At 73.6% G+C, this 20,864-nt stretch carries 19 protein-coding genes; 13 read left to right on the top strand and 6 right to left on the bottom strand.

The features are described from left to right. Positions 1-64 precede the first annotated feature (64 nt). The 5 genes from BM385_RS27060 to BM385_RS08200 are packed head-to-tail and all read left to right on the top strand — an operon-like array spanning position 65 to position 5,558. Entirely contained in the window at positions 65-154 is a 90-nt protein-coding gene (locus BM385_RS27060; RefSeq protein WP_019435589.1) for a potassium-transporting ATPase subunit F, read from the top strand. Beyond that, complete coding sequence (gene kdpA / locus BM385_RS08215) at positions 154-1,815, top strand: potassium-transporting ATPase subunit KdpA (RefSeq protein WP_093842646.1); 1,662 nt, start codon at positions 154-156, stop codon at positions 1,813-1,815. Before BM385_RS27060 ends, kdpA begins: the two co-directional genes overlap by 1 nt. Beyond that, positions 1,812-3,872 carry a potassium-transporting ATPase subunit KdpB gene (gene kdpB, locus BM385_RS08210; protein ID WP_093842645.1) on the top strand — a complete coding sequence of 687 codons (2,061 nt, stop codon included), beginning with the start codon at positions 1,812-1,814 and terminating at the stop codon, positions 3,870-3,872. Before kdpA ends, kdpB begins: the two co-directional genes overlap by 4 nt. Positions 3,873-3,877: 5 nt before the next feature. Then, positions 3,878-4,450 (top strand): potassium-transporting ATPase subunit KdpC, encoded by a 573-nt coding sequence (gene kdpC / locus BM385_RS08205; RefSeq protein WP_019435586.1) that lies wholly within the window; start codon positions 3,878-3,880, stop codon positions 4,448-4,450. Between the two features lie 7 nt (positions 4,451-4,457). Further along, positions 4,458-5,558, top strand: a complete 1,101-nt coding sequence (locus BM385_RS08200) for a universal stress protein (protein WP_093842644.1) — start codon at positions 4,458-4,460, stop codon at positions 5,556-5,558. A gap of 3 nt (positions 5,559-5,561) precedes the next feature. Here the strand turns inward: BM385_RS08200 and BM385_RS08195 are convergent, their stop codons facing one another. The 3 genes from BM385_RS08195 to BM385_RS08185 all read right to left on the bottom strand — a co-directional run bounded on the left by BM385_RS08195 (position 5,562) and on the right by BM385_RS08185 (position 7,705). Then, on the bottom strand, positions 5,562-5,858 hold the full coding sequence (locus BM385_RS08195; RefSeq protein WP_019435584.1) for a hypothetical protein: 297 nt from the start codon (positions 5,856-5,858) through the stop codon (positions 5,562-5,564). Between the two features lie 122 nt (positions 5,859-5,980). Next, positions 5,981-7,219, bottom strand: coding sequence for a cation:proton antiporter (locus tag BM385_RS08190; protein ID WP_093842643.1), 1,239 nt, complete (start codon positions 7,217-7,219; stop codon positions 5,981-5,983). Positions 7,220-7,225: 6 nt separating this feature from the next. Next, entirely contained in the window at positions 7,226-7,705 is a 480-nt protein-coding gene (locus BM385_RS08185; RefSeq protein ID WP_019435582.1) for a cation:proton antiporter regulatory subunit, read from the bottom strand. A 119-nt stretch (positions 7,706-7,824) separates the two neighbouring features. On the opposite strand from BM385_RS08185, the gene BM385_RS08180 reads away from it, so the two are divergent. The 3 genes from BM385_RS08180 (at position 7,825) to BM385_RS08170 (ending at position 10,900) form a co-directional block, all read left to right on the top strand. Further along, positions 7,825-8,478, top strand: coding sequence for a winged helix-turn-helix domain-containing protein (locus tag BM385_RS08180; RefSeq protein ID WP_093842642.1), 654 nt, complete (start codon positions 7,825-7,827; stop codon positions 8,476-8,478). Then, a complete protein-coding gene (locus BM385_RS08175; RefSeq protein WP_019435580.1) occupies positions 8,475-9,842 on the top strand; it encodes an MFS transporter in 1,368 nt (455 codons plus the stop codon). Before BM385_RS08180 ends, BM385_RS08175 begins: the two co-directional genes overlap by 4 nt. Positions 9,843-9,943: 101 nt before the next feature. Then, entirely contained in the window at positions 9,944-10,900 is a 957-nt protein-coding gene (locus tag BM385_RS08170; RefSeq protein WP_093842641.1) for a C45 family autoproteolytic acyltransferase/hydrolase, read from the top strand. Positions 10,901-10,975: 75 nt separating this feature from the next. Here BM385_RS08170 and BM385_RS08165 read toward each other — a convergent pair whose 3' ends face one another. Both BM385_RS08165 and otnK read right to left on the bottom strand, forming a co-directional pair. After that, positions 10,976-11,650 carry a class II aldolase/adducin family protein gene (locus tag BM385_RS08165; protein WP_093842640.1) on the bottom strand — a complete coding sequence of 225 codons (675 nt, stop codon included), beginning with the start codon at positions 11,648-11,650 and terminating at the stop codon, positions 10,976-10,978. 31 nt (positions 11,651-11,681) lie between these two features. Then, complete coding sequence (gene otnK, locus BM385_RS08160; RefSeq protein ID WP_093842941.1) at positions 11,682-12,944, bottom strand: 3-oxo-tetronate kinase; 1,263 nt, start codon at positions 12,942-12,944, stop codon at positions 11,682-11,684. 191 nt (positions 12,945-13,135) lie between these two features. On the opposite strand from otnK, the gene BM385_RS08155 reads away from it, so the two are divergent. From BM385_RS08155 to BM385_RS08135, 5 genes are all read left to right on the top strand, one after another. Beyond that, a complete protein-coding gene (locus BM385_RS08155) occupies positions 13,136-14,554 on the top strand; it encodes a homoserine dehydrogenase (protein ID WP_093842639.1) in 1,419 nt (472 codons plus the stop codon). 65 nt (positions 14,555-14,619) lie between these two features. Next, a complete protein-coding gene (locus BM385_RS08150) occupies positions 14,620-16,017 on the top strand; it encodes a GntP family permease (protein ID WP_019435575.1) in 1,398 nt (465 codons plus the stop codon). Positions 16,018-16,092: 75 nt separating this feature from the next. After that, on the top strand, positions 16,093-16,908 hold the full coding sequence (locus BM385_RS08145) for a DeoR/GlpR family DNA-binding transcription regulator (RefSeq protein WP_019435574.1): 816 nt from the start codon (positions 16,093-16,095) through the stop codon (positions 16,906-16,908). Between the two features lie 67 nt (positions 16,909-16,975). Next, positions 16,976-18,418 (top strand): FGGY-family carbohydrate kinase, encoded by a 1,443-nt coding sequence (locus BM385_RS08140; protein ID WP_093842638.1) that lies wholly within the window; start codon positions 16,976-16,978, stop codon positions 18,416-18,418. A 294-nt stretch (positions 18,419-18,712) separates the two neighbouring features. Then, positions 18,713-19,789 (top strand): SDR family oxidoreductase, encoded by a 1,077-nt coding sequence (locus tag BM385_RS08135; protein WP_093842637.1) that lies wholly within the window; start codon positions 18,713-18,715, stop codon positions 19,787-19,789. Between the two features lie 36 nt (positions 19,790-19,825). On the opposite strand, the gene BM385_RS08130 is transcribed toward BM385_RS08135, so the two are convergent. After that, a complete protein-coding gene (locus BM385_RS08130; protein WP_019435571.1) occupies positions 19,826-20,833 on the bottom strand; it encodes an RNA polymerase sigma factor in 1,008 nt (335 codons plus the stop codon). Between the last annotated feature and the right edge of the window lie 31 nt (positions 20,834-20,864).

The following is a 20,864-nucleotide window of genomic DNA, read 5'->3' as shown; positions in this document are numbered from 1 at the left end:
TTATCGCGCTGACGACCGGGTTCTTCGCGGTGCTGGTGCTGATCGTGAGGGGAGTGGACCGCCGGTGAGCTGGGAGAACGTTCTCGGCCTCCTCGCCTCCTGCGGTCTGCTGGGCTATCTGCTGTGGGTGCTGGTCTTCCCGGAGCGGTTCTGATGCCGGACGCCGGCGCCGGACTGCTGGGCATCGGCGCGCTGCTGCTCCTGCTCGCCCTCGCCCACGTCCCGCTCGGCAACCACCTCGCCCGCGTCTACACCTCCGAACGGCACCTGGGCGCCGAGCGGCTGGTGTACCGGATCGCCCGCGTCGATCCGCGCGCCGACCAGCGGTGGACGGCGTACGCGCTGTCGCTGCTGGCCTTCTCCGCCGTCTCCGCGCTCCTCCTGTACGCCCTGCTGCGGCTCCAGGGCGTACTGCCGCTGGCCCAGGGCCACGACGGGATGCACCCCTCGGGCGCCTTCAACACCGCCGTCGCCTTCGTCAGCAACACCGACTGGCAGTGGTACGCGGGCGAGAACACCCTGGGACCGCTCGTCCAGATGGCCGGACTCGCCGTCCAGAACGTGCTCTCGGCCGCCGTCGGCCTCTCCGTCGCGGTGGCCCTGATCCGTGGCTTCACCCGCTCCCGCACCGACCGGCTGGGCAACTTCTGGGTGGACCTGGTGCGCGGCACGGTCCGCGTGCTGCTGCCGCTCGCGGTGCTCGCCGCCGTCGTGCTGGCGGCCTGCGGCGTGGTGCAGAACTTCCACGCGGCGCGCGAGATCACCACCCTCGGCGGCGGCACCCAGGCGCTGACCGGCGGCCCGGTCGCCTCCCAGGAGGCCGTCAAACTGCTCGGCAGCAACGGCGGCGGCTACTACGGTGCGAACTCCGCCCACCCGTACGAGAACCCCACCCCGTTCAGCAACTTCTTCCAGATCTTCCTGCTGCTGCTCATCCCCTCCGCCCTGCCCCGCGCCTTCGGGAGGATGACCGGCTCGCCCCGGCACGGCCTCGCGGTACTGGCCGCGATGGGCGTGCTGTGGGCCGCCGGGCTCGCCGCCGTCACCGCCGCCGAGGCCGCCCACGGCGGACAGGTGCCGCAGGCGGTCGGCGCGGCCACCGAGGGCAAGGAGTGGCGGTTCGGGGTGTGGGACTCGGCGCTGTTCGCCGCCTCCACGACCGGCACCTCCACCGGGGCGACCGACGCGAGGCACGACAGCTTCACCCCGCTGGGCGGCGGCGCCCTGCTGGCCGCCATGCTGCTGGGCGAGGTCGCGCCGGGCGGGGTGGGCGCCGGCCTGTACGGGATGCTGGTGCTGGCCATGCTCGCGGTGTTCCTGGCCGGGCTGATGGTGGGCCGCACCCCCGAATACCTGGGCAAGAAGCTGCGGCCCAAGGAGATCACCCTGCTGGCGCTGTACGTGCTGGTGATGCCGGTGACGGTGCTGGCCGGCACCGGGCTCGCGCTCGGCTTCCCCGAGCCGCGCGCCACCCTCCTGGCCGGCCCGCCGCACGGGCTGAGCGAAGCGCTGTACGCGTTCGCGTCCGCCGCCAACAACAACGGCAGCGCCTTCGCCGGCCTCGGCGCCGACACCGTGTTCTGGCAGACCGGCCTGGGTCTGGCGATGCTGATCGGCCGTTACCTGCCGATGGTGGTGGTGCTGGGACTCGCCGGCTCGCTGGCCGGCCAGCAGCACACCCCGACGGGTACCGGCACCCTGCCCGCCCACACCCCGCTGTTCACCGGGCTGCTCGTCACGGTCACCGTGGTGGTCGCCGGGCTCACCTTCTTCCCGGTCCTCGCCCTCGGGCCGCTCGCGGAGGGCCTGCGGTGACCGGGCGCGGCGGCGCCCCGCCCGGCGCGTTCGGCCCGCGCCGGCTGCTGGCCGCCCTCCCGGCCGCGCTGCGCAAGCTCGGCCCGCGCCACATGGCCCGCAACCCGGTGATGTTCGTGGTGTGGACCGGCGCCGCGCTGACCACCGTCCTGGCCCTCGCCTCCCCCGGCTTCTTCGCCGTCGCCGTCGCCGCGTGGCTGTGGTGCACCGTCCTGTTCGCCAACCTCGCCGAAGCGGTCGCCGAGGGCCGGGGCCGCGCCCAGGCGGCGGCGCTGCGCCGCGCCAAGCACGAGACGGTCGCCCGGCGGCTGGTGCCGGACGGGGACGGCCGCGAGGAGGAGGTGCCCGGCGTCCGGCTGCGCGTCGGCGACCTGGTGGTGGTGGAGGCCGGGCAGACGGTGCCCGGCGACGGCGAGGTGGTCGAGGGCATCGCCAGCGTCGACGAGTCCGCCATCACCGGCGAATCCGCCCCGGTGATCCGCGAATCGGGCGGCGACCGCTCGGCCGCGACCGGCGGCACCCGGGTGCTGTCGGACCGGATCGTCGTCCGGATCACCGCGAAACCCGGCGACAGCTTCCTGGACCGGATGATCGCCCTGGTGGAGGGCGCCACCCGGCAGAAGACCCCGAACGAGGTCGCGCTGTCCATCCTGCTGGCCGCCCTCACCACCGTCTTCCTGCTGGCCGTCACCGCGCTCCAGCCCGCCGCCGCCTACTCCGGCGGCCCGCAGAGCGTCATCGTGCTGGTGGCGCTGCTGGTGTGCCTCATCCCGACCACCATCGGCGCGCTGCTGTCCGCCATCGGCATCGCCGGCATGGACCGGCTGGTCCGGCACAATGTGCTGGCCGTCTCCGGGCGGGCCGTGGAGGCGGCCGGGGACGTCGACACCCTGCTGCTGGACAAGACCGGCACCATCACCCTCGGCAACCGGCAGGCGACCGAGTTCGTCCCCGTCCCCGGCGTCTCCGAGGCCGAACTCGCCGACGCCGCCCAGCTGGCCTCCCTCGCCGACGAGACCCCCGAGGGCCGCTCCATCGTCGTCCTCGCCAAGGAACGGCACGGGCTGCGCGCCCGCGAGGAGGGCCAGGTCACCGGCGCCGCGTTCGTGCCCTTCTCCGCGCGGACCCGGATGTCCGGCGTGGACCTGGACGACGGCCGGATGGTCCGCAAGGGCGCCGCCGCCGCCGTCATCACCTGGGTGCGGGAGACCGGCGGCGCCTCGCTCACCGAGATCGGCCCACTGGTGGACGCGATCAGCGCCTCCGGCGGCACCCCGCTGGTGGTCGCCGCGTGCGCGCCGGGACAGCCCGCCCGCGTACTCGGCGTGGTCCGGCTCAAGGACATCATCAAGGCCGGGATCCGCAAGCGGTTCGCGGAGCTGCGCCGGATGGGCATCCGCACCGTGATGATCACCGGCGACAACCCGGCCACCGCCGCCGCCATCGCCCACGAGGCGGGCGTCGACCACTTCCTGGCCGAGGCCACGCCGGAGGACAAGATGCGGCTGATCCGGCAGGAACAGGCGGACGGCCGGCTGGTGGCGATGACCGGCGACGGCACCAACGACGCCCCGGCGCTGGCCCTGGCGGACGTGGGCGTGGCGATGAACGCGGGCACCAACGCCGCCAAGGAGGCCGGGAACATGGTGGACCTGGACTCCAACCCCACCAAGCTGATCGAGATCGTGGAGATCGGCAAACAGCTCCTCATCACCCGGGGCGCGCTCACCACCTTCTCCCTCGCCAACGACGTGGCCAAGTACTTCGCGATCATCCCGGCGATGTTCACCGGCCTCCATCCCGGGCTGCGGCACCTGAACGTCATGGGGCTGCACTCCCCCGAGTCCGCCGTCCTGTCGGCCGTCGTCTTCAACGCGCTGGTCATCGTGGCGCTCATCCCGCTGGCGCTGCGCGGCGTCGCCTACCGGCCGGCCGGCGCGTCCCGGCTGCTGCGCCGCAATCTGGCGCTGTACGGGGTGGGCGGGCTGATCACCCCGTTCGCCGGCATCAAGCTGATCGATCTGCTCATCTCACCGCTGCCGGGTCTGGGAGGCTGACGAGCGTGTTCGCCGGAGTCGCCCGCCAGGCGGCGGCAGGGCTGCGCATCCTGCTGCTGATGACGGTGGTGTGCGGGCTGCTCTACCCGCTGCTGATCTGGGGCATCGCCCGCACCGCGTTCCCCGGCCGGGCGGACGGCTCGCTGCTGCGGGTGGACGGCCGGGTGGTGGGGTCCTCGCTGATCGGCCAGGAGTTCACCGGGCCGCTGTGGTTCCACCCGCGCCCCGGCGCGTACGACCCGCTGGCCACCGGCGGCAGCGACCTGGGGCCGGACAGCGGCCGGCTGCTGGCGGAGGTGCGGCTGCGCCGTACGGCGGTGGCGCGCACCGAGGGCGTACCGGCGGACTCCGTCCCGGCCGACGCGCTCACCTCCTCCGCCAGCGGCCTCGATCCGCACATCTCACCCGCGTACGCGCACCTCCAGGTGACCCGGGTGGCGCGGGCCCGCGGCCTGGACGCGGAGCGGGTACGGGAGCTGGTGGACGCCCACACCACCGGCCGCGCCCTCGGTTTCCTGGGCCAGGAGCGGGTGAACGTGCTGGAACTGAACGCGGCGCTGGCCGCGGCGGCGGGGTGAGGCGGGCATGGCACGGGGCACCCTGCGGGTCTTCCTGGGCGCGGCGCCCGGTGTGGGCAAGACGTACGACATGCTCGCGGACGGCCGGCGGCGGGCGGCGCTGGGCGGGGACGTGGTCATCGGCTTCATGGAGGACCACGGCCGGGAGCCGACCCGGCGGATGGCGGAGGGCCTGGAGACCGTACCGCGCCGGGAGCTGACCCACCGGGGTGTCACCTTCACCGAGATGGACCTCGACGCGGTCCTGGCGCGGCGCCCCGAGGTGGCGCTGGTGGACGAACTCGCGCACACCAACGTGCCCGGCAGCCGCCACGAGAAACGCTGGCAGGACATCGGGGAACTGCTGGAGGCCGGCATCCATGTGGTGTCGACCCTCAACATCCAGCATCTGGAGTCCCTCAACGAGGTGGTCGCGCACATCACCGGGGTGACGCAGCGCGAGACGGTCCCCGACGAGGTGGTGCGCCGGGCCGACCAGATCGAGCTGGTGGACCTGTCGGCGCAGGCGCTGCGCCGCCGGATGGAGTACGGCGACATCTATCCGCCGCCCAGGGCGCGGGAGGCACTGACCCACTACTTCCGGGAGGGCAACCTCACCGCGCTGCGCGAACTGGCGCTGCTGTGGGTGGCCGACCGGGTGGAGGAGGCGCTCCAGCGGTACCGGGGCGAGCAGGGCATCCGGGCGCCGTGGGCGACGCGGGAGCGGGTGCTGGTCGCCCTGTCGGGCGGCCCGGAGGGCCTGACGCTGATCCGCCGGGGCCACCGCATCGCGGTGCGCGGCGCGGGCGGGGAGTTCCTGGCGCTGCACGTGCGCCGGGACGACGGGCTGGCCGAGGCGCCGAGCGCGGAGCTGGAGCGGCAGCGGGCGCTGACGGAGCGGCTGGGCGGCACGTTCGAGCTGGTGACGGCGGACGATGTGGCGGCGGCGGTCGTGGAGTTCGCGCGCGGGGTGAACGCCACCCAGATCGTGATCGGCGCGTCCCGCCGGGGCCGGATGAAGTCACTGGTGGCGGGCAAGGGGGTGGGCACCGCGATCGTGGAGGGGTCGGGCGAGTACATCGATGTGTACGTCGTGACCCACGAGGAGGCGGCGCACGGCCGGTTGTGAGGGTCAGCCGAGCCGGCCGACCCGGGTCGGCCACTGCTGGGTGCGGTCGCCGCCGTAGCACTGGTCGCAGGGTTCGAGGGCGGCGCGGTCGAAGACGCCGGAGTCCAGGTAGCGGTAGCCGAGGCCGGTGGAGCCGTCGCAGCCGGGGGTGCGGCAGGGTTCGGCGGTGGAGAAGGCGAAGCCGCCGTCCGGGGCGACGATGGCGACCTGTCCGCAGCTCAGGCAGGGGAAGCAGTAGGCGCCCCGTCGGTTGCTGACGGCGGAGATGCCGCTGGGGTCTTGGCAGCCGGGACACTCCACCCGGGAAGGCTAGGCGCCGCCGGGGGCCACCTGGGGCCGGCCGGCTGCCGGTGCCCGGGGGCGCCGGGGCCGTGCGCTGGGCGGACGGCCCCGGATTCGCACATCCCTTCCCGGGGTGAGGGTCAGGAGGTGGCGCCCTGCGGGTCGGTGGACTCCAGGGCGGGGGTTCGCTCGGTCGCGGTGGCCGCCGTGGTGGCGCGGCGCTCCTCGCGCCAGTCGAGGATCTTCATGCCGACCGGCTGGGCCCAGCGGGTGGCGAACGGGCCCACGATGACGAGGATGAGCACGTAGGCGGTGGCGATCGGCGCGATGCGTGGTTCGACGCCGGTGGCCAGCCCCGCGATCACGATGGAGAACTCGCCGCGGGCCACCAGCGCTCCCCCGGCCCGCAGCCGGCCGCGGGGGCCGATGCCGGCCCGCTTGGCCGCGTACCAGCCGGTGCCGATCTTGGTGACGGTGGTGACGGCGGCGAGCAGCAGCGCCGGGACGAGCACCGGCGGGATGTCGCCGGGGACGGTGGACAGGCCGAAGAAGACGAAGAAGACGGCGGCGAAGAGGTCGCGCAGCGGGGTGAACAGCTGCCGGGTGTTGTGGGCGACCTCGCCGGAGAGGGCGATGCCGACGAGGAACGCGCCGACCGCGGCCGAGACCTTGAGTTGCTGGGCGAAGCCGGCCACCAGCAGGGTGAGGCCGAGGACGACGAGCAGCAGCATCTCGGGGTTGTCGGAGGAGACCGCCTTGGAGATGAACCGGCCGTGCCGCAGGGCGACCCACAGCGCGGTGGCCGCCGTTCCGAGGGCGATGAGCAGGGTGAGGCTGCCGCCGGCCAGGCCGACGCCGGCCAGCATGGCGGTGAGCAGCGGCAGATAGGCGGCCATCGTGAGGTCCTCGATGACGAGGATGCCGAGGATGACGGGGGTTTCCCGGTTGCCGAGCCGGCCGAGGTCGGTGAGGACCTTGGCGATGACGCCGGAGGAGGAGATGTAGGTGACGCCGGCGAGCGCGGTGGCGCCGACCGGGCCCCAGCCGAGCAGCAGTCCGGCGACGGCGCCGGGGGTGGCGTTGAGGACGAAGTCGACGATGCCGGAGGGGTACTGGGTCTTGAGGCTGTCGACGAGTTCGGAGGGGCTGTACTCCAGGCCGAGCATCAGCAGCAGGAGGATGACGCCGATCTCGGCGCCGATCTCGATGAAGCCCTCGGTGGTGGTGAGGGGGAGCAGTCCGCCCTGGCCGAAGGCGAGCCCGCCGAGCAGATAGAGCGGGATGGGGGAGAGTCCGAGCCGGCCGGCCAGGCGGCCGACGATGCCGAGCCCGAACACGACCGCTCCCAGCTCGATCAGCATGGTGGTGGTTTCGTGCATACGCGGTTATCCCCCAGCGATGATGTCGGCGAGGTCGGAGACACCCTCGCGCGTGCCCACGACCAGCAGCGTGTCACCTGCCTCGAGTCGGTAGTCGGGACCGGGAGACGGGTGGGCGCCGGTCCTGCGCAGCACGGCGACTATCGAGGCGCCGGTGCGGGTGCGTGCTCTGGTGTCGCCGAGCGGGCGGCCCCGGTAGGGCGAGTCGGCGCCGATCGCGATGCGTTCGGTGATGAGGTCCAGGCCGATCTCGCCGGGGGCGAAGGACGCACTGGTGGAGTCCGGGGCGATGAGCGAGGCCAGCTTGGCGGCCTCGTCGGCGTCCAGCGGCACGGTGCAGCGGCAGGTGTCGGGGTCCTCGGGGTCGTAGAACCCCAGGAAGCGCCGGCCGTCCTCGTGGGCCACGACGGAGATGTGCCGCCCGTCACGGCTGCTGATGTCGTACTGAACGCCCACGCCCGGCAGCGGGGTTCGTTTGGTGCCCATGAGTGTGTCGCGCCTTCCTGAGCCGCAGTGGTCGGGGCCGAGGATAGCCACGCGGATTGCCCGGAACTCTTTGGAAAGACTTCTTTGCAAAACTCTCTTTGCGGTTCTAGAGTGCGTCCATGACCGATCCACAGCCCGCCCCCCTGCCGTACGACGAGCGGGACGTCGCCGTCCTCGACGCCAAGGGCCTGCGCGCCCTCGCCCACCCGGTACGGGTCCGGCTGCTCGGCCTGCTGCGCCGCAACGGACCGGCCACCGCGACCCTGCTCGCCACCCGGCTCGGGCTCACCTCCGGGGCCACCAGCTACCACCTGCGGCAGCTGGCCGCGGCCGGCTTCGTCGAGGAGGACACCGAGCGCGGAAACGCCCGGGAACGCTGGTGGCGCTCGGTCCACCGGCTCACCTCGTTCGGCGACCGCACCCTGCGCGAGCGGGAGCCCGAGGCCACCCTGGCCTTCCTCCAGTCCGTTGCTCTCGCGCACGCCGAGGCCACCCGGCGCACCCTCGACGAACTGGTGACGATGCCCCGCGAATGGCGCGAGACCCTCGGCCTCGGCGACCGGCTGCTGCGGCTCACCCCGCAGGAGGCGACCCGGCTGCGCAACGAGCTGGACGAGGTCGTCGCCCGCTACCGCCCGGCCTCCGCCACCGGGCCCGGGGAGGCGCCCGAGGGTGCCGAAGGGGTCCAGGTCGTGCTGCATGTTTTGCCCGGCCTTGAGGGATCTTTTGACCCGGCAGGAGCCGGCCTTGACCGGAATGAGGAGGAACGGTGACGGCCGGTGCGCCCACCGCCGACCCCGGCGCCGACGCTGATGAGAGACGGACGCTGCGCCCGCTCGCCGGGCTGCTCGGCGCCGTCGCCGTCTCCCAGACCGGCACCAAGATCTCCACCATCGCGCTGCCCTGGTTCGTCCTCACCACCACCGGCAGCGCGGTGCAGACCGGTCTGGTCGCGCTGTTCGAGATGGCACCCTACGTGCTGCTCAAGGGCCTGTCCGGGCCGGTCATCGACCGGATCGGCCCGCGCCGCGTCTCCTGGACCATGGACCTGGTCAGCGCGGTGCCCGCGCTGCTCATCCCGCTGCTGCACGCGGCCGGCGCGCTCTCGCTGCCCGTGCTGCTCGCCCTGGTGGCGGTCATCGGGGCCGCCCGGGGGCCGGGCGACCTGGCGAAGCAGGTGATGGTCCCGGAGGCCGCCGAGCGCTGCCGCGTCCCGCTGGAGCGGGCCACCGGCCTCTCCGGTACCACCGAACGGCTCTCCGCCACCATCGGGCCCGGCGCCGCCGGGCTGCTGGTGGCGCTGATCGGCTCGATGAGCGCGCTCTTCGTGATCGCCGGCTGCTTCGCCGCCGGCTCGCTGATCATCGCCGCCACCCTGCCGCGCGCCATGGGCCGCCCGCACCGGGACCCGGACGGCGCGGGCGACGACGACCTGGGCTACTGGGCCCGGCTCGGCCAGGGGTTCGGCGTGGTGCGCGGTGATCCGCTGCTGCTGTCCATCGCCCTGATGATCGCCGTCACCAACCTGCTGGACGCGGCCTTCATGCAGGTCATGCTGCCGGTGTGGGTCAAAGGGGCCGGGCACGGCCCCGAGGTGATGGGCCTGCTGGGCACCGCGAACGGCATCACCGCCGTGGCCGGCAGCCTGGTCGCGGCGGCCATCGCGCACCGCATGCCCCGGCGCACCGTGTTCTTCGTCGGCTTCCTCATCGCCGGCGCACCGCGCTTCCTCGTCCTGGCGGCGGGCGCCCCGCTGTGGGCGGTGGTCGCGGTCTTCGCCTTCGGCGGCCTCGGCGGCGGCTTCCTCAACCCGATCATCAGCGCGATCATCGTCGAGCGCGCCCCGCGCAGCCATCTGGCCCGGGTGCAGGGCCTGGTCAGTTCGCTCGCCTGGTCGGGCATCCCGTTCGGCGGACTGCTGGCCGGCGCCGCCATCGGCGGCATCGGACTGGTGCCCGCCCTGGTCACGGGTGGCATCCTGTACGCGGTCACCACGTCCCTCACCGGACTGCGCCCCGAATGGCGCGGCATGGACCGGGCCCGGCGCGCCGCCCGCGCCGCCGCCACCGGCCAGCCGCCCCCCGACGCCCCCACCGACGGCCCGGCGGATCATCCACGGGCCGCCTCGCCGCGGTAGGGGGAAGAGCCCGCCCGGCCCGCCCCGTGGTGTGAAGTCCCCCCGGCGGGCGGGCGGGCTCGTACCGCGAACGTTTATCGGATCCCGCTACGGTGCCGCCCATGGCGAACACCCCACACAAGACCTTCCGGACCGTCGATGTCGGCTCCGGTGACGACGGCCGGTGGGCCGGGCTGATACGCGCGACCTATCCGCCCGAGGCCCTGGCCGGCTGGCTGACCGAGGAGGGCCGCACCGACGAGGGCGCCCGCGCCGCCCGGCGGCTGTTCGAGACCCACCTGCCCGAACTCGTACCGGCTCTGGAGCGGCTGCGCGCAGGACTGGCCGACATCCCGCACACCGGCACCCTCCTCACCCTGGCCGCCGTACGCCCCTTCTACGCCGGCTGCACCCAGATCGGCGCCGGCGGCGAACTCCTGCGCAACTACGACTTCGACCCGGACCAGGTCGAGGGCTCCATCGTCCGCTCCCACCTGCTGCGCCCGGTCATCGGCACCCAGGAGGGCGGCTGGGGCCTGCTGGACGGCATGAACGACGCGGGCCTGGCCATCTCCCTCACCTTCGGCGGGCGCAAGGTCCACGGGCCGGGCTTCGCGGTGGTGATCGTCATCCGCTATCTGCTGGAGACCTGCACCACGGTCGATGAGGCCCTTGCCCGGCTGCGCACCCTCCCCATCACCGTCCCGCAGAACCTCACCCTGGTGGACCCGCACCGCGCCGTCACCGTCCATCTCGGCCCGGACATCCCGCTCACCGAGGCCCCCGACGCCTGCGCCGCCAACCACCAGAGCGAGCCGGTGCCGCCGGAGCAGGAGCGGGAGACCCGGACCGGGGAACGGCTCGCGGCCGTCCGGGCGGCCGGTCCGGACGTGGCCGCGATGCTGCGCCCGCCGCTGCACCACGGGGGGTACGACCGGGGTTTCGGCACCGTCTACACCGCCCACTACCGGCCGGCCGAGGGCGCCGTGACCTACCACTGGCCCGCCGCCGACAGCTGGTCCCTCTCGTTCGGCGCCTTCACCGAGGAGACCCGGACGGTCCGGCTCGGTGCCGCCTGAGCGGGCGCCGGGCGCGCCGGAGCCCCCGGCGGATCTCCGCCGGGGGCTCCGAACCCGTTCTGCCGCGCGGGGGTGTCAGCCGGCCGTGACCGGCTGCCAGGGGGTGCCGTAGCGCTCGGCCAGTGCGCCGGCCTCGTCCTCGGTCAGCAGCCGGGGCGTGCCGCCGTTCAGCAGCAGGAGCAGCCGCGCCGTCTCCTCCAGCTCTATCGCCGCGTCGGCCGCCGCCGCCATCGAGGTCCCGGCCGTCACCGGCCCGTGGTTCTGGAGCAGGGCCGCCCGGAACGGGAAGTCCAGCTCGCGCAGCAGCACCGCCTGCGTCACGTCCCCGGGCTCCGCGTACGGCACCAGCGGGGTCTGGCCGACCCGCATCACGAAGTACGGGGTGAGCGGCGGCACCGCGCTGCGTTCCGACCACGGTGGCAGGCAGGCGTACGCGGCGGCGTGCGCGCTGTGCAGATGGACGACGGCGGTCGTCGCGGGGTCGCGGTGGTAGAGCGCCAGGTGCAGCGGGAACTCCTTGGAGGGCCGCGGCCCGGCCAGCAGCGCCTGTTCCAGCGGGGTGTCCACCGGGGCGTCCGCGTCCAGGACGGCGAGGCCGTCCGGGTCCAGCGTGTCGAGCCGTGTCCCGGTCGGGGTGATGTGGATCCGGTTCCCGATCCGGACGCTGAGGTTGCCCGAGGCGCCCGGGCTCAGCCCGGCGGCGGTCAGCTCACGCCCCGCCGCGACGAGTTCGTGGCGTGCGTCGCTCATGTGCCGTTCCCGCTCCCGTTCGCTGTGTGAGTCACGCAAGGGCCTGCCAGCCCGCCGTGAAGATGTCCTGGTGGCCGAAGTTGCCCGACTTGAGGGCGAGGTTGTACGCGCGGCCGTCGCCGGCCGTGCCGTGCGCCCACGACACGCCGGGCGCCAGCGCGGGGCCCAGCTCCAGCCGCCGGACGTCCAGGGCCTGCACGACGCTGCCGGAGGTCTCGCCGCCCGCCACCAGGAACTGCCGGGCCCCGGCCGCCGCGAAGGCGGTGGCGCAGCCGGCCAGCGCCTCCTCGATCAGCTCGGCGGCCGGCCGCTGCCCGGCGGGCGGTGCCGCCTCCAGGTCCTCCAGTGAGTCCACCGCGTAGACCAGCACCGGCTCGCCGGGCGAGCGGGTCCAGCACTCGGTCGCCCAGGCGGTGAGTCGCTCCACCTCGCCCGCCAGGTCGGCGCGCAGCGCCGCCAGGTCGAGCTTGCGGTGCGCCAGGTGCGCGCGGGCGTGGGCGATCTGGCCGCGGGTCGCCGAGGAGGCGCTGCCGGCCAGCACGGCGCGGTGGCCGGCGGCGACCGGCATCGCGGCGGTGGCCGGGGCGTCGGCCACGGCGGGCAGCCCGAGGGCGAGCCCGGAGCCGCCGGTCACCAGCGGGTCGCCGGCGGTGACCTCGGCGATGACGGCGAGGTCGCTCTCGTCGACGGCGTCGACCACCACGTACGTGCCGTCCGCGGCGTCGATCGCCGCGCGCAGGGCCGCCGCCCCGGCGCGTACCACCTGGAGCGGGACGGTGGCGACCCGGTGCCGGGTCTGCGGGCGCAGCAGCTCGGCGACGTCCGAGCGGGTCATCGGGGTGAGCGGGTGGTGCCGCATGGAGCTGTCGCTCAGCAGTTGCCCGCCGACGAACAGGTGCCCCTGGTAGACGGTGCGCCCGGTGGCCGGGAAGGACGGCACGACGACCGCCTTGTCGGCGCCGAGCTGGGCCAGCAGGGCGTCGGCGACGGGGCCGATGTTGCCCTGCGGGGTGGAGTCGAAGGTGGAGCAGTACTTGTCGTAGAAGCGGGAGCAGCCCAGCCGCCGCAGGGCGTCCAGCGCGGCCACCGACTGGGTGACCGCGTCCCGCACGGGCGCGGTGCGGGTCTTCAGCGCGACGACCACCGCGTCCATCCCGGCGAGCCGCAGGTCCGCGAGTTCCTCGTCGCTGGGGACGCCCAGGGTGACGCTGGTGCGCAGCCCCCGGGCGACCCAGTTGGTGGCGAGGTCGGTGGCACCGGTGAAGTCATCGGCCACGCCGCCCCATCTGACCAGTCCTGTCGCCATTCCCGTCACCGTCCGTTAGGCCGTTCTTACGTATCCAGGCGAGAGGCGCGTGATTCCACCGCGCCAATCTGTGAATTTATGGTACTACAGTTGACGCTCATGTTAATTGGCGTTACGTTCGCGCTCCATAGGCGGGTTCACCCGATTCACCCGCAGAGCACCAGCGCCAGGAGGGCACCATGAACGCCGAGCCGCACGGGACGCGGGAAACCGTCACGTACGCACTGACGGGCGCGCGCGGCGGCTTCGCGCGGACGCTGCTGGCCCAGACCCGGCTCACCGCCGACGTCCAGCCGGCCGTCCTGTGCGATCTCGACACCGAGGGCGTACTGGCGCTCGGCACCGAACTGGGCCTGCCCGCCGAAGGACCCGGCTCCCTCACCGTCGTCACCGACCGGGCCGGACTCGACGCCGCCCGCGCCGCGGGCCGCACCGCCGTCGTCGCCGACGTCGCGCTGCTCGCCGAAGCCTCCTACGACATCCTCGTCGAGGCCACCGGCAACCCCGCCGTCGGCTACCGCGCCGCCCGCACCGCCCTGACCGGCGGCCGGCACGTCGCCATGGTCAGCAAGGAGGTCGACTCCGTCAGCGGCGTCGAGCTGGCCGCGCTCGCCGCCCGGCACGGTGTGGTGTACACCACGGCCACCGGCGACCAGCCCGCCAACCTCATCCAGCTCTTCACCTGGGCGAGCGGCCTCGGTCTCGACATCGTCGCCATCGGCAAGTCCAGCGAGTACGACCTCGTCTACGACCCCGAGACCGGCACCGTCACCCAGCTCGACCAGACCGTCCACGCCCCCGCCCTCGGCGGCCTGCTCAAGCTGGCCGACGGCCCCGACGGCGTCCGCACCACCCTCGCCGCCCGCGCCGAGGCCGTCACCGCCCTCAAGCGCAGCGCCGCCGCCGACTACTGCGAGATGGCCGTGGTCGCCACCAGCACCGGGTTCACCCCGGACGTCGAGGCGATGCACTACCCGGTGGCCCGCACCGCCGAACTCGCCGACGTCTACGCGCTGCGCGAGCACGGCGGCGTCGTCACCCGGCCCGGCGTCGTGGACGTCTTCAGTGTGCTGCGCCTCCCCGAGGAAGCCAGCTTCGCCGGCGGCGTGTTCGTCGTCGTCCGCACCCACGACTCCATCACCTGGGAGACGCTGCGGCAGAAGGGCCACGTCGTCAGCCGCGACGGCCGGTACGCCTGCCTCTACCTGCCCTACCACCTGATGGGCGTCGAGACCCCGACCACCCTGCGCGACGCCGTCCTGCGCGGCATCCCCGCCGGGTCCCCCACCCCGACCCAGCACGCCGTGCTCGCCGGACGCGCCACCCAGGACCTGACCGCCGGCACCGTCCTCACCATGGGCGGCCACCACCACGAGGTGACCGGCGTGGCCCCCGTCCTGCTCCCCGTGGCCGACGCGCCCACCGGCACCGCGCCGCTGTACCTGGCCGCGCACGCCACCCTCGTCCGGGACGTGGCGGCCGGCGCGCTGCTCACCCTCGACGACGTGAGCGGCTACGACCCCGACCTGCTCGCCGCCTGGACCGCCGGGCGCGCGGCCTACCCCGCGACCCCCGTCCCCACCACCCCCACCCCCTGATCTCCCCCCACTCCCCCTCCCCAGGACGGCCGCAGTGACGCGGCCATGAAACAAAGAGGTTCGCCATGTCCGACGCCTACACGCTCTTCGCGTTCGGCGCGGCGATCGCGGCGCTGGTGCTGCTGATCGCCAAGTTCAAGGTCCACCCGGTGGCCACCTTGTTCATCATCGTCACCTCGCTGGGCCTGGTGCTCGGCATGGGCGGCGCCAAGACGATCGAGCTGGTCACCACCGGCTTCGGCAACACGCTCGCCAGCGTGGGTCTGCTGGTCATCTTCGGCTGTGTGCTGGGGAAGATGCTGGAGCTGAGCGGGGCGGCGCTGCGGATCACGCAGGCGGCACTGAGCCTGTTCTCGGGCCGGAAGGTGCCGTGGGCCATCGCCCTGGCCTCGACGGTCGTCGGTATCCCGCTGATCGCGGACACCGTCGTGCTGATGCTGATCCCGGTGGTCTCGGCCATCGCGTACCAGTCGAAGATGTCGATGATGCGGCTCGGCCCGATCCTGTACATCGGCGCCTATGTGATGACCTCGCTGGTGCCCCCGGGCCCCGGCCCGCTGGCCGCCACCTCGCTGCTGGGCGTCGACCTGGGTGAGGCGACGCTGTGGGGCCTGGTCGTGGCCATCCCCGGCATCATCGTCGCCACGCTGTACCTGCTGACCATCAAGACGCACGTCGACCCCAAGCCGGAGTTCACCGACCACCTCGCGGGCACCGCCGCGGGCGACGGCACCGGCAAGCCCCGCCTCTCCCTGGGCGGTTCCGGCACCGACGCGGACGGCGAGAGCGAGCGCGAGCTGCCCCCGCTGTGGATGTCGCTGGTCCCGATCTTCCTGCCGATCGTCCTGATCATGGCCAGCTCGTTCGTGGTCGACCTGTTCGAGGCGGACAACTCCGTCGGCGGCGTCCTCGCGTTCCTGGGCGAGCCGGTCATAGCCCTGTTCATCGGCTGTCTGGCCGCGCTGCCGCTGTTCGGCCGCCGCTGGTCCAGCAAGGAGACCCTGAACGACCTGTTCGAGGCCGGTCTGAAGCTGGCCGCCATGCCGCTGGCCCTCACCGGTGTCGGCGGTGCGCTGGCCACCATCATCCGGGACACCGAGGTGGCGGACTCCGTCGCCGAGATGATCCAGGACTGGGGCCTGTCCCCGATCATCGTGCCCTTCCTGGTGGCCGCGGCCATCTGCACCATCACGGGTTCGAATATCCTCGGCGTGATGACCGCCGCCGCGATCATGGAACCGCTCGCCGAGGGCTTGGGCATCTCCGCGCTGGCCATCTACTTGGCGTGCGGCACCGGAGCGCAGATCATGAAGCACGCCAACTCCTCGGGCTTCTGGGTCACCACGACCCTGTCCAACATGACGGTCGGCCAGGGCATCCGCTCCATCGGGGTGGCCTCGGCCCTGTCCGGGGTCACCGGCTTCGCGATCGTGTACGCGCTGTACGGGTTCGGCGTCATCTGACGACCGGCGCGTACGGGCTGACAAGCTGACAGACAGACAGGCCGACAGACAGACAAGGCACTGGGAGGTACGAACGTGGCCTCGGACGCGTCCCCGGACACCCCGCTGATCCCCGATCAGCGCCGGGAGCTGCTCATCAAGCTGCTGCGCGGGCACTCGGTGCTCAGCGTGCACCAGCTGACCGAGCTGCTCGGGGTCTCCCACATGACGGTGCGGCGCGACATCGCCGCGCTGGAGCGGCAGGGACGCGCCGTGTCGGTGCCCGGCGGTGTGCGCATCGCCGGGCAGGTGCACCACGAGCCGAGCTTCGTCGACAAGTCGACCATGGACCAGCCGGCGAAGCTCGCCATCGCCGCCCGTGCCGGGGAACTCCTGCACGACGGCACCACCGTCTATCTGGACGCCGGCACCACCTGTCAGGCCCTGGTCCCGCACCTCGTGCGGCGCCAGGGCATGACGGTGGTGACCAACGACTTCACCACGGCCAACGCCCTGATGGGCAACCCGGACGTGGAGGTCATCCACACCGGGGGCCGCATAGAGCACGCCAACCGCTCCACCGTGGGGCGGCTCGCGGCCCAGACGCTGACCCAGCTCGCGCTGGACATCGCGTTCATCTCCACCAGCTCCTGGGACCCGCAGCGCGGGGTGACCACGCCGTCGCCCGCGAAGGTGGAGGTCAAACAGGCCGCCATGGCGAGCGCTTCGCGCTCCGTCCTGCTGGCCGGCTCCGCCAAGTACGGCACCTTCGGCATGTACCGGGTGGCCGGGCTCGACGCGTTCGAGTCGATCGTGACCGACGACGGCCTGCCGCAGGCGGCGCGGGAGACCCTGCGCGGCCAGGGCATCGCCACCGCCGTCGCGACCGCCACCACTACCGCTACAGAGTGATGAGCGGACTGTCACAACACTGATCGCCGGGGGCGGATGTCCGGTGCGGTAGGGCATCATCTGCCCCATGGGGATTGTCGCCGGTCTGGACAGCTCATCCGTTTACACCCGCATCGTGGTCTGTGATGCCGATACGGGCCAGGTGGTACGGCACGGACACGCCGACCACCCGGCCGCCGAAGCCACCCCCGAGGCGTGGCTGCTGTCCCTCGGGGACGCCGCCGGCGGCGGCGTCCTGGAGGACGTCTCCGCCATCGGCGTCGCCGCCCAGGCGCACGCCGTCGTCGCACTCGACGAAACCGGCGCCCCCGTACGCGCCGCCTCCCCGCCGGTCGGCGCCGAGGACCGCGGCCGGGCCGCCGCCCTGGACACCGCGGCGCGCGAACTGGTCGACGCGCTCGGCGGCCCCGACGCCTGGAGCCGCGCGGTCGGCTCCGTCCCGCAGGGCGGAGCCCCGGTGGCCCGGCTGCGCCGGCTCGCCCGCGAGAACCCCGAGGCCGCCCGCCGGGTCGCCGGAGTGGCGCTCGCCCAGGACTGGCTGGTGTGGCAACTCCTCGGCCGCCCCGCCCGGATGGCCACTGACCGGGGCGGCGCCTCCAGCACCGGCTACTGGTCACCGCTCGGCGGCGCCTGGCGCCCCGAACTCGTCGAACTCGCCCTCGGCCACGCCGTCGCCCTCCCCGAAGTCCTCGCCCCCGCCCAGCCGGCGGGCCGCACCCCCGAGGGCCAGCTGATCTCCGCCGGCACCGGGGAAACCATGGCGGCGGCCTTCGGCCTCGGCGTCGGCCCCGGCGACGCGGTCATCTCACTCGGCGCCTCCGGCTCGGTGTGCGCGGTCCACGGAGCGGCACTGCCCCCGGACGCCACCGGCAGCGTCACCGCGTACGCGGACGCCACCGGCCACCACCTGCCGGTGGTCCGCACCCTCAACGCGGTCCGGGTCCTGCGCGGCACGGCCGAACTCCTCGGCTGCGACCTGCCGGCCCTCTCCGACCTCGCCCTGCGCTCCACACCCGGCGCCCACGGCCTGGTCTTCCTCCCCTACCTCGCCGGCGAACGCGTCCCCGCACTCCCCCACGCGGCGGGCACCCTGACGGGCCTGCGCCGGGAGAGCATGAAACCCGAACACCTCGCCCGCGCGGCCTTCGAGGGCATGCTGTGCGGCCTGGCGGACGCGGCGGACGTCCTGCGCCGCAGCGGCGTCCGCATCGACCGCGTCTTCCTCCTCGGCGCGGCGGCCGACCTCCCCGCCGTCCGCGACCTGGCCCCCTCCCTGCTCGGCGCCTCGGTCGTCATCCCCGCCCCCGCCACGTACACCGCCCTGGGCGCGGCCCGCCAGGCAGCCTGGTCCCTGGGCGTGGACCAGGGCACGCTGTCCCCCGACACCCCACCCAAATGGCCCGAACCGGCGGGCGAGACGTACCACCCCACGGACGAAGCCCTGGCAACAGGCACGGGCATCCGCCACCAATTCGCAGCGGTGCGGGAATCCACGCACGGGGAGGGGTAGGGACCATCCCCGCGTGTGCGGGGAGCACGCCGGTGACCGGGTGGAGCCGGCTGCCGAGGTGGGACCATCCCCGCGTGTGCGGGGAGCACAGTTCTTGACCTGCACGTTCAGGGCCGGGGCAGGTGGGTTTTGCTTACTTTACCCGGCTCCCACCCCGCTCTCGGGTCGGGCAGGTCCGGCCGGTTGCCCGGGCGGCAAGCCCTGTTGCTCGTCAAGCGGTCTGTTGTCCTTGCCCCCGTTGTGCCTACTGTGGAGGCGTTTGTCACCGTACGGCCGTGGTCCCAGGAGGCAGCGATGACCGTCGTCATGACCGGTGCGACCGGGTTTCTCGGGGTGCGGCTCGTGGGGCTGATGCTGGAGCGCGGGCAGTCCGTCACCGCGCTCGTGCGGGGTGGGCGGGCGCCGGCCGGGGAGCGGGTGGCGGGGGCGTTACGGGCGCTCGGGGCGCCCGCGCCTCTTGTCGAGGCGGCGCGGCAGCGCGTCCGGGGTGTGGAGGTCGATCTGGGCCGGGCCGATCTCGGGTTACCGGGGCGAGAGTTCACCGCGCTGGCCCAGGCGGCGGACAGTATCTGGCATGTTGCCGGGCATGTCGGGCTCGCGGCGTCGCAGCGGTCCGCGAACAGCACCAACCTCACCGGCACCCGGCATCTCCTCCAGTTCGCCGCCGCCGCGCCCGCCGGGACGCCGGTCCATCACGTCAGTACCGCGTTCGTCGCCGGGAAACGGCACACCGGCACGATCGCCGAGAGCGATCTCGACGGCTCCCACGGCTTCGTGAACTTCTACGAGCAGTCCAAGTACGAGGCCGAACGCCACGTGCACGACTGGGCCGCCCGGCACCGGGCCCGGGTCGTCATCCACCGGCCCAGCCTGCTGGTCACCGACCGGCCGCCCGCCGCCGGTGCGCCGGGGCACACCCTGCTCGACATGGCCGCCGCGTACGGGCGCACGCTGCGGAACGCCGCGCAGCCCCCGGCCGTGGTGCGGTTGCCGGGGCGGCCGGACTGCCGGCAGAACATGCTGCCGGTGGACACCGCCGCCCGGATGATGCTCGACGCGGGCGCGGCGGCCGACCCGGAGCCGGGCCGGCCGCTCACCCGGCACATCACCCATCCCGAGGAGACCCCGCTCCAGACGCTGTACGACGCGCTGGGCGACCACCTCGGGGTCCGGTTCGTCCTCACCGCGCCGCCGGTCGGCGAGCCCAGTGCGGCCGAGCGCCGGGTGCTGGAGGCGGTGGCGGCGTTCACGCCGTACGGGGTCCACCGGCGCAGCTATCTGCGCAGCGCGCCCGCGCACGGCGTTCCGCCGGTCGACCGCGCCTATCTGCTCCGGGGGCTCGGCGGCCCGGCGCAGCCGCGCCGCCCGTGACCCGGCCCCGCCGCACCTCGCCGCACCCGGCGGCGCTCAGTCCAGGTAGCCGCGCAGCTGGTTCGCGTACGCGTGGTCCCGCAGCTTGCCCAGCGTCTTGTGTTCGATCTGGCGGATGCGTTCCCGGGTGACGCCGAACAGCCGGCCGATCTCCTCCAGGGTGCGGGGGCGGCCGTCGGTGAGGCCGTACCGCAGTTCCACCACGCGCCGTTCACGGTCGCCGAGCGTGGACAGCACCGCCTCCAGTTGCTCCCGCAGCAGCAGGAACGCGGCCGATTCGGCCGGTGAGGGGATGTCCACGTCCTCGATGAGGTCGCCGAGGTTGACGTCGTCCTCCTCGCCCACCGGGGACTGGAGGGAGATGGGGTCCTGCGCGAGCCGCAGGATCTCGGTGACGCGGGCCGCCGTCAGGCCCAGCAGCATGCCGACCTCGGCCGGGGACGGCTCGTACCCGCGTTCCTGGAGGACCCGGCGCTGGACCCGCACCACGCGGTTGATCAGCTCGACCACGTGCACCGGGACCCGTATCGTCCGGGCCTGGTCCGCGATCGCCCGTGACATCGCCTGGCGGATCCACCACGTGGCGTACGTCGAGAACTTGAAGCCACGGGCGTAGTCGAACTTCTCCACCGCCCGGATCAGCCCGAGGTTGCCCTCCTGCACCAGGTCGAGCATGGTCAGGCCGCGCCCGATGTACCGTTTCGCCACCGAGACGACCAGCCGCAGGTTCGCTTCGATGAGCTGCCGCTTGGCCCGGCGCCCGCGGACCACCAGCTGGTCGAGGTCGAGCGCGAGCTGGGGGTCCCACGGTTCCCCGGCGTCCGCCGCTGCTGCCAGCCGCTCCTCGGCGAAAAGGCCCGCCTCGATGCGGCGGGCCAGTTCCACTTCCTCGGCCGCCGTCAGCAGCGGGATGCGGCCGATCTCCCGCAGGTACTGGCGGAAGAGGTCCGCCGAGGCGCCCGCGGCCGTGGTGGGCGGGGATGGCTTCAGCACCGGAACGGCCGGTGCCGGGGCGTCGAGGATCTGGCTCTGCACGGGCGACACGGGCGACCTCCACGGTGGTCGCGACCGGTGG

It is taken from the genome of Streptomyces harbinensis (genome assembly GCF_900116145.1).
Taxonomy (GTDB): domain Bacteria; phylum Actinomycetota; class Actinomycetes; order Streptomycetales; family Streptomycetaceae; genus Streptomyces; species Streptomyces carpaticus.
The sequence above is the reverse complement of the archived record's forward strand: the minus strand, read 5'-3'. Positions and strand labels throughout refer to the sequence as shown.

Coding starts and splice junctions, on each gene's coding strand:
- BM385_RS08170 (WP_093842641.1), top strand. CDS start 9,944: ATGGCGAACACCCCACACAAGACCTTCCGGACCGTCGATGTCGGCTCC.
- BM385_RS08135 (WP_093842637.1), top strand. CDS start 18,713: ATGACCGTCGTCATGACCGGTGCGACCGGGTTTCTCGGGGTGCGGCTC.
- BM385_RS08190 (WP_093842643.1), bottom strand. CDS start 7,219: ATGCACGAAACCACCACCATGCTGATCGAGCTGGGAGCGGTCGTGTTC.
- BM385_RS08180 (WP_093842642.1), top strand. CDS start 7,825: ATGACCGATCCACAGCCCGCCCCCCTGCCGTACGACGAGCGGGACGTC.
- BM385_RS08200 (WP_093842644.1), top strand. CDS start 4,458: ATGGCACGGGGCACCCTGCGGGTCTTCCTGGGCGCGGCGCCCGGTGTG.
- BM385_RS08185 (WP_019435582.1), bottom strand. CDS start 7,705: ATGGGCACCAAACGAACCCCGCTGCCGGGCGTGGGCGTTCAGTACGAC.
- BM385_RS08155 (WP_093842639.1), top strand. CDS start 13,136: ATGAACGCCGAGCCGCACGGGACGCGGGAAACCGTCACGTACGCACTG.
- BM385_RS08150 (WP_019435575.1), top strand. CDS start 14,620: ATGTCCGACGCCTACACGCTCTTCGCGTTCGGCGCGGCGATCGCGGCG.
- BM385_RS08165 (WP_093842640.1), bottom strand. CDS start 11,650: ATGAGCGACGCACGCCACGAACTCGTCGCGGCGGGGCGTGAGCTGACC.
- BM385_RS08140 (WP_093842638.1), top strand. CDS start 16,976: ATGGGGATTGTCGCCGGTCTGGACAGCTCATCCGTTTACACCCGCATC.
- kdpA (WP_093842646.1), top strand. CDS start 154: ATGCCGGACGCCGGCGCCGGACTGCTGGGCATCGGCGCGCTGCTGCTC.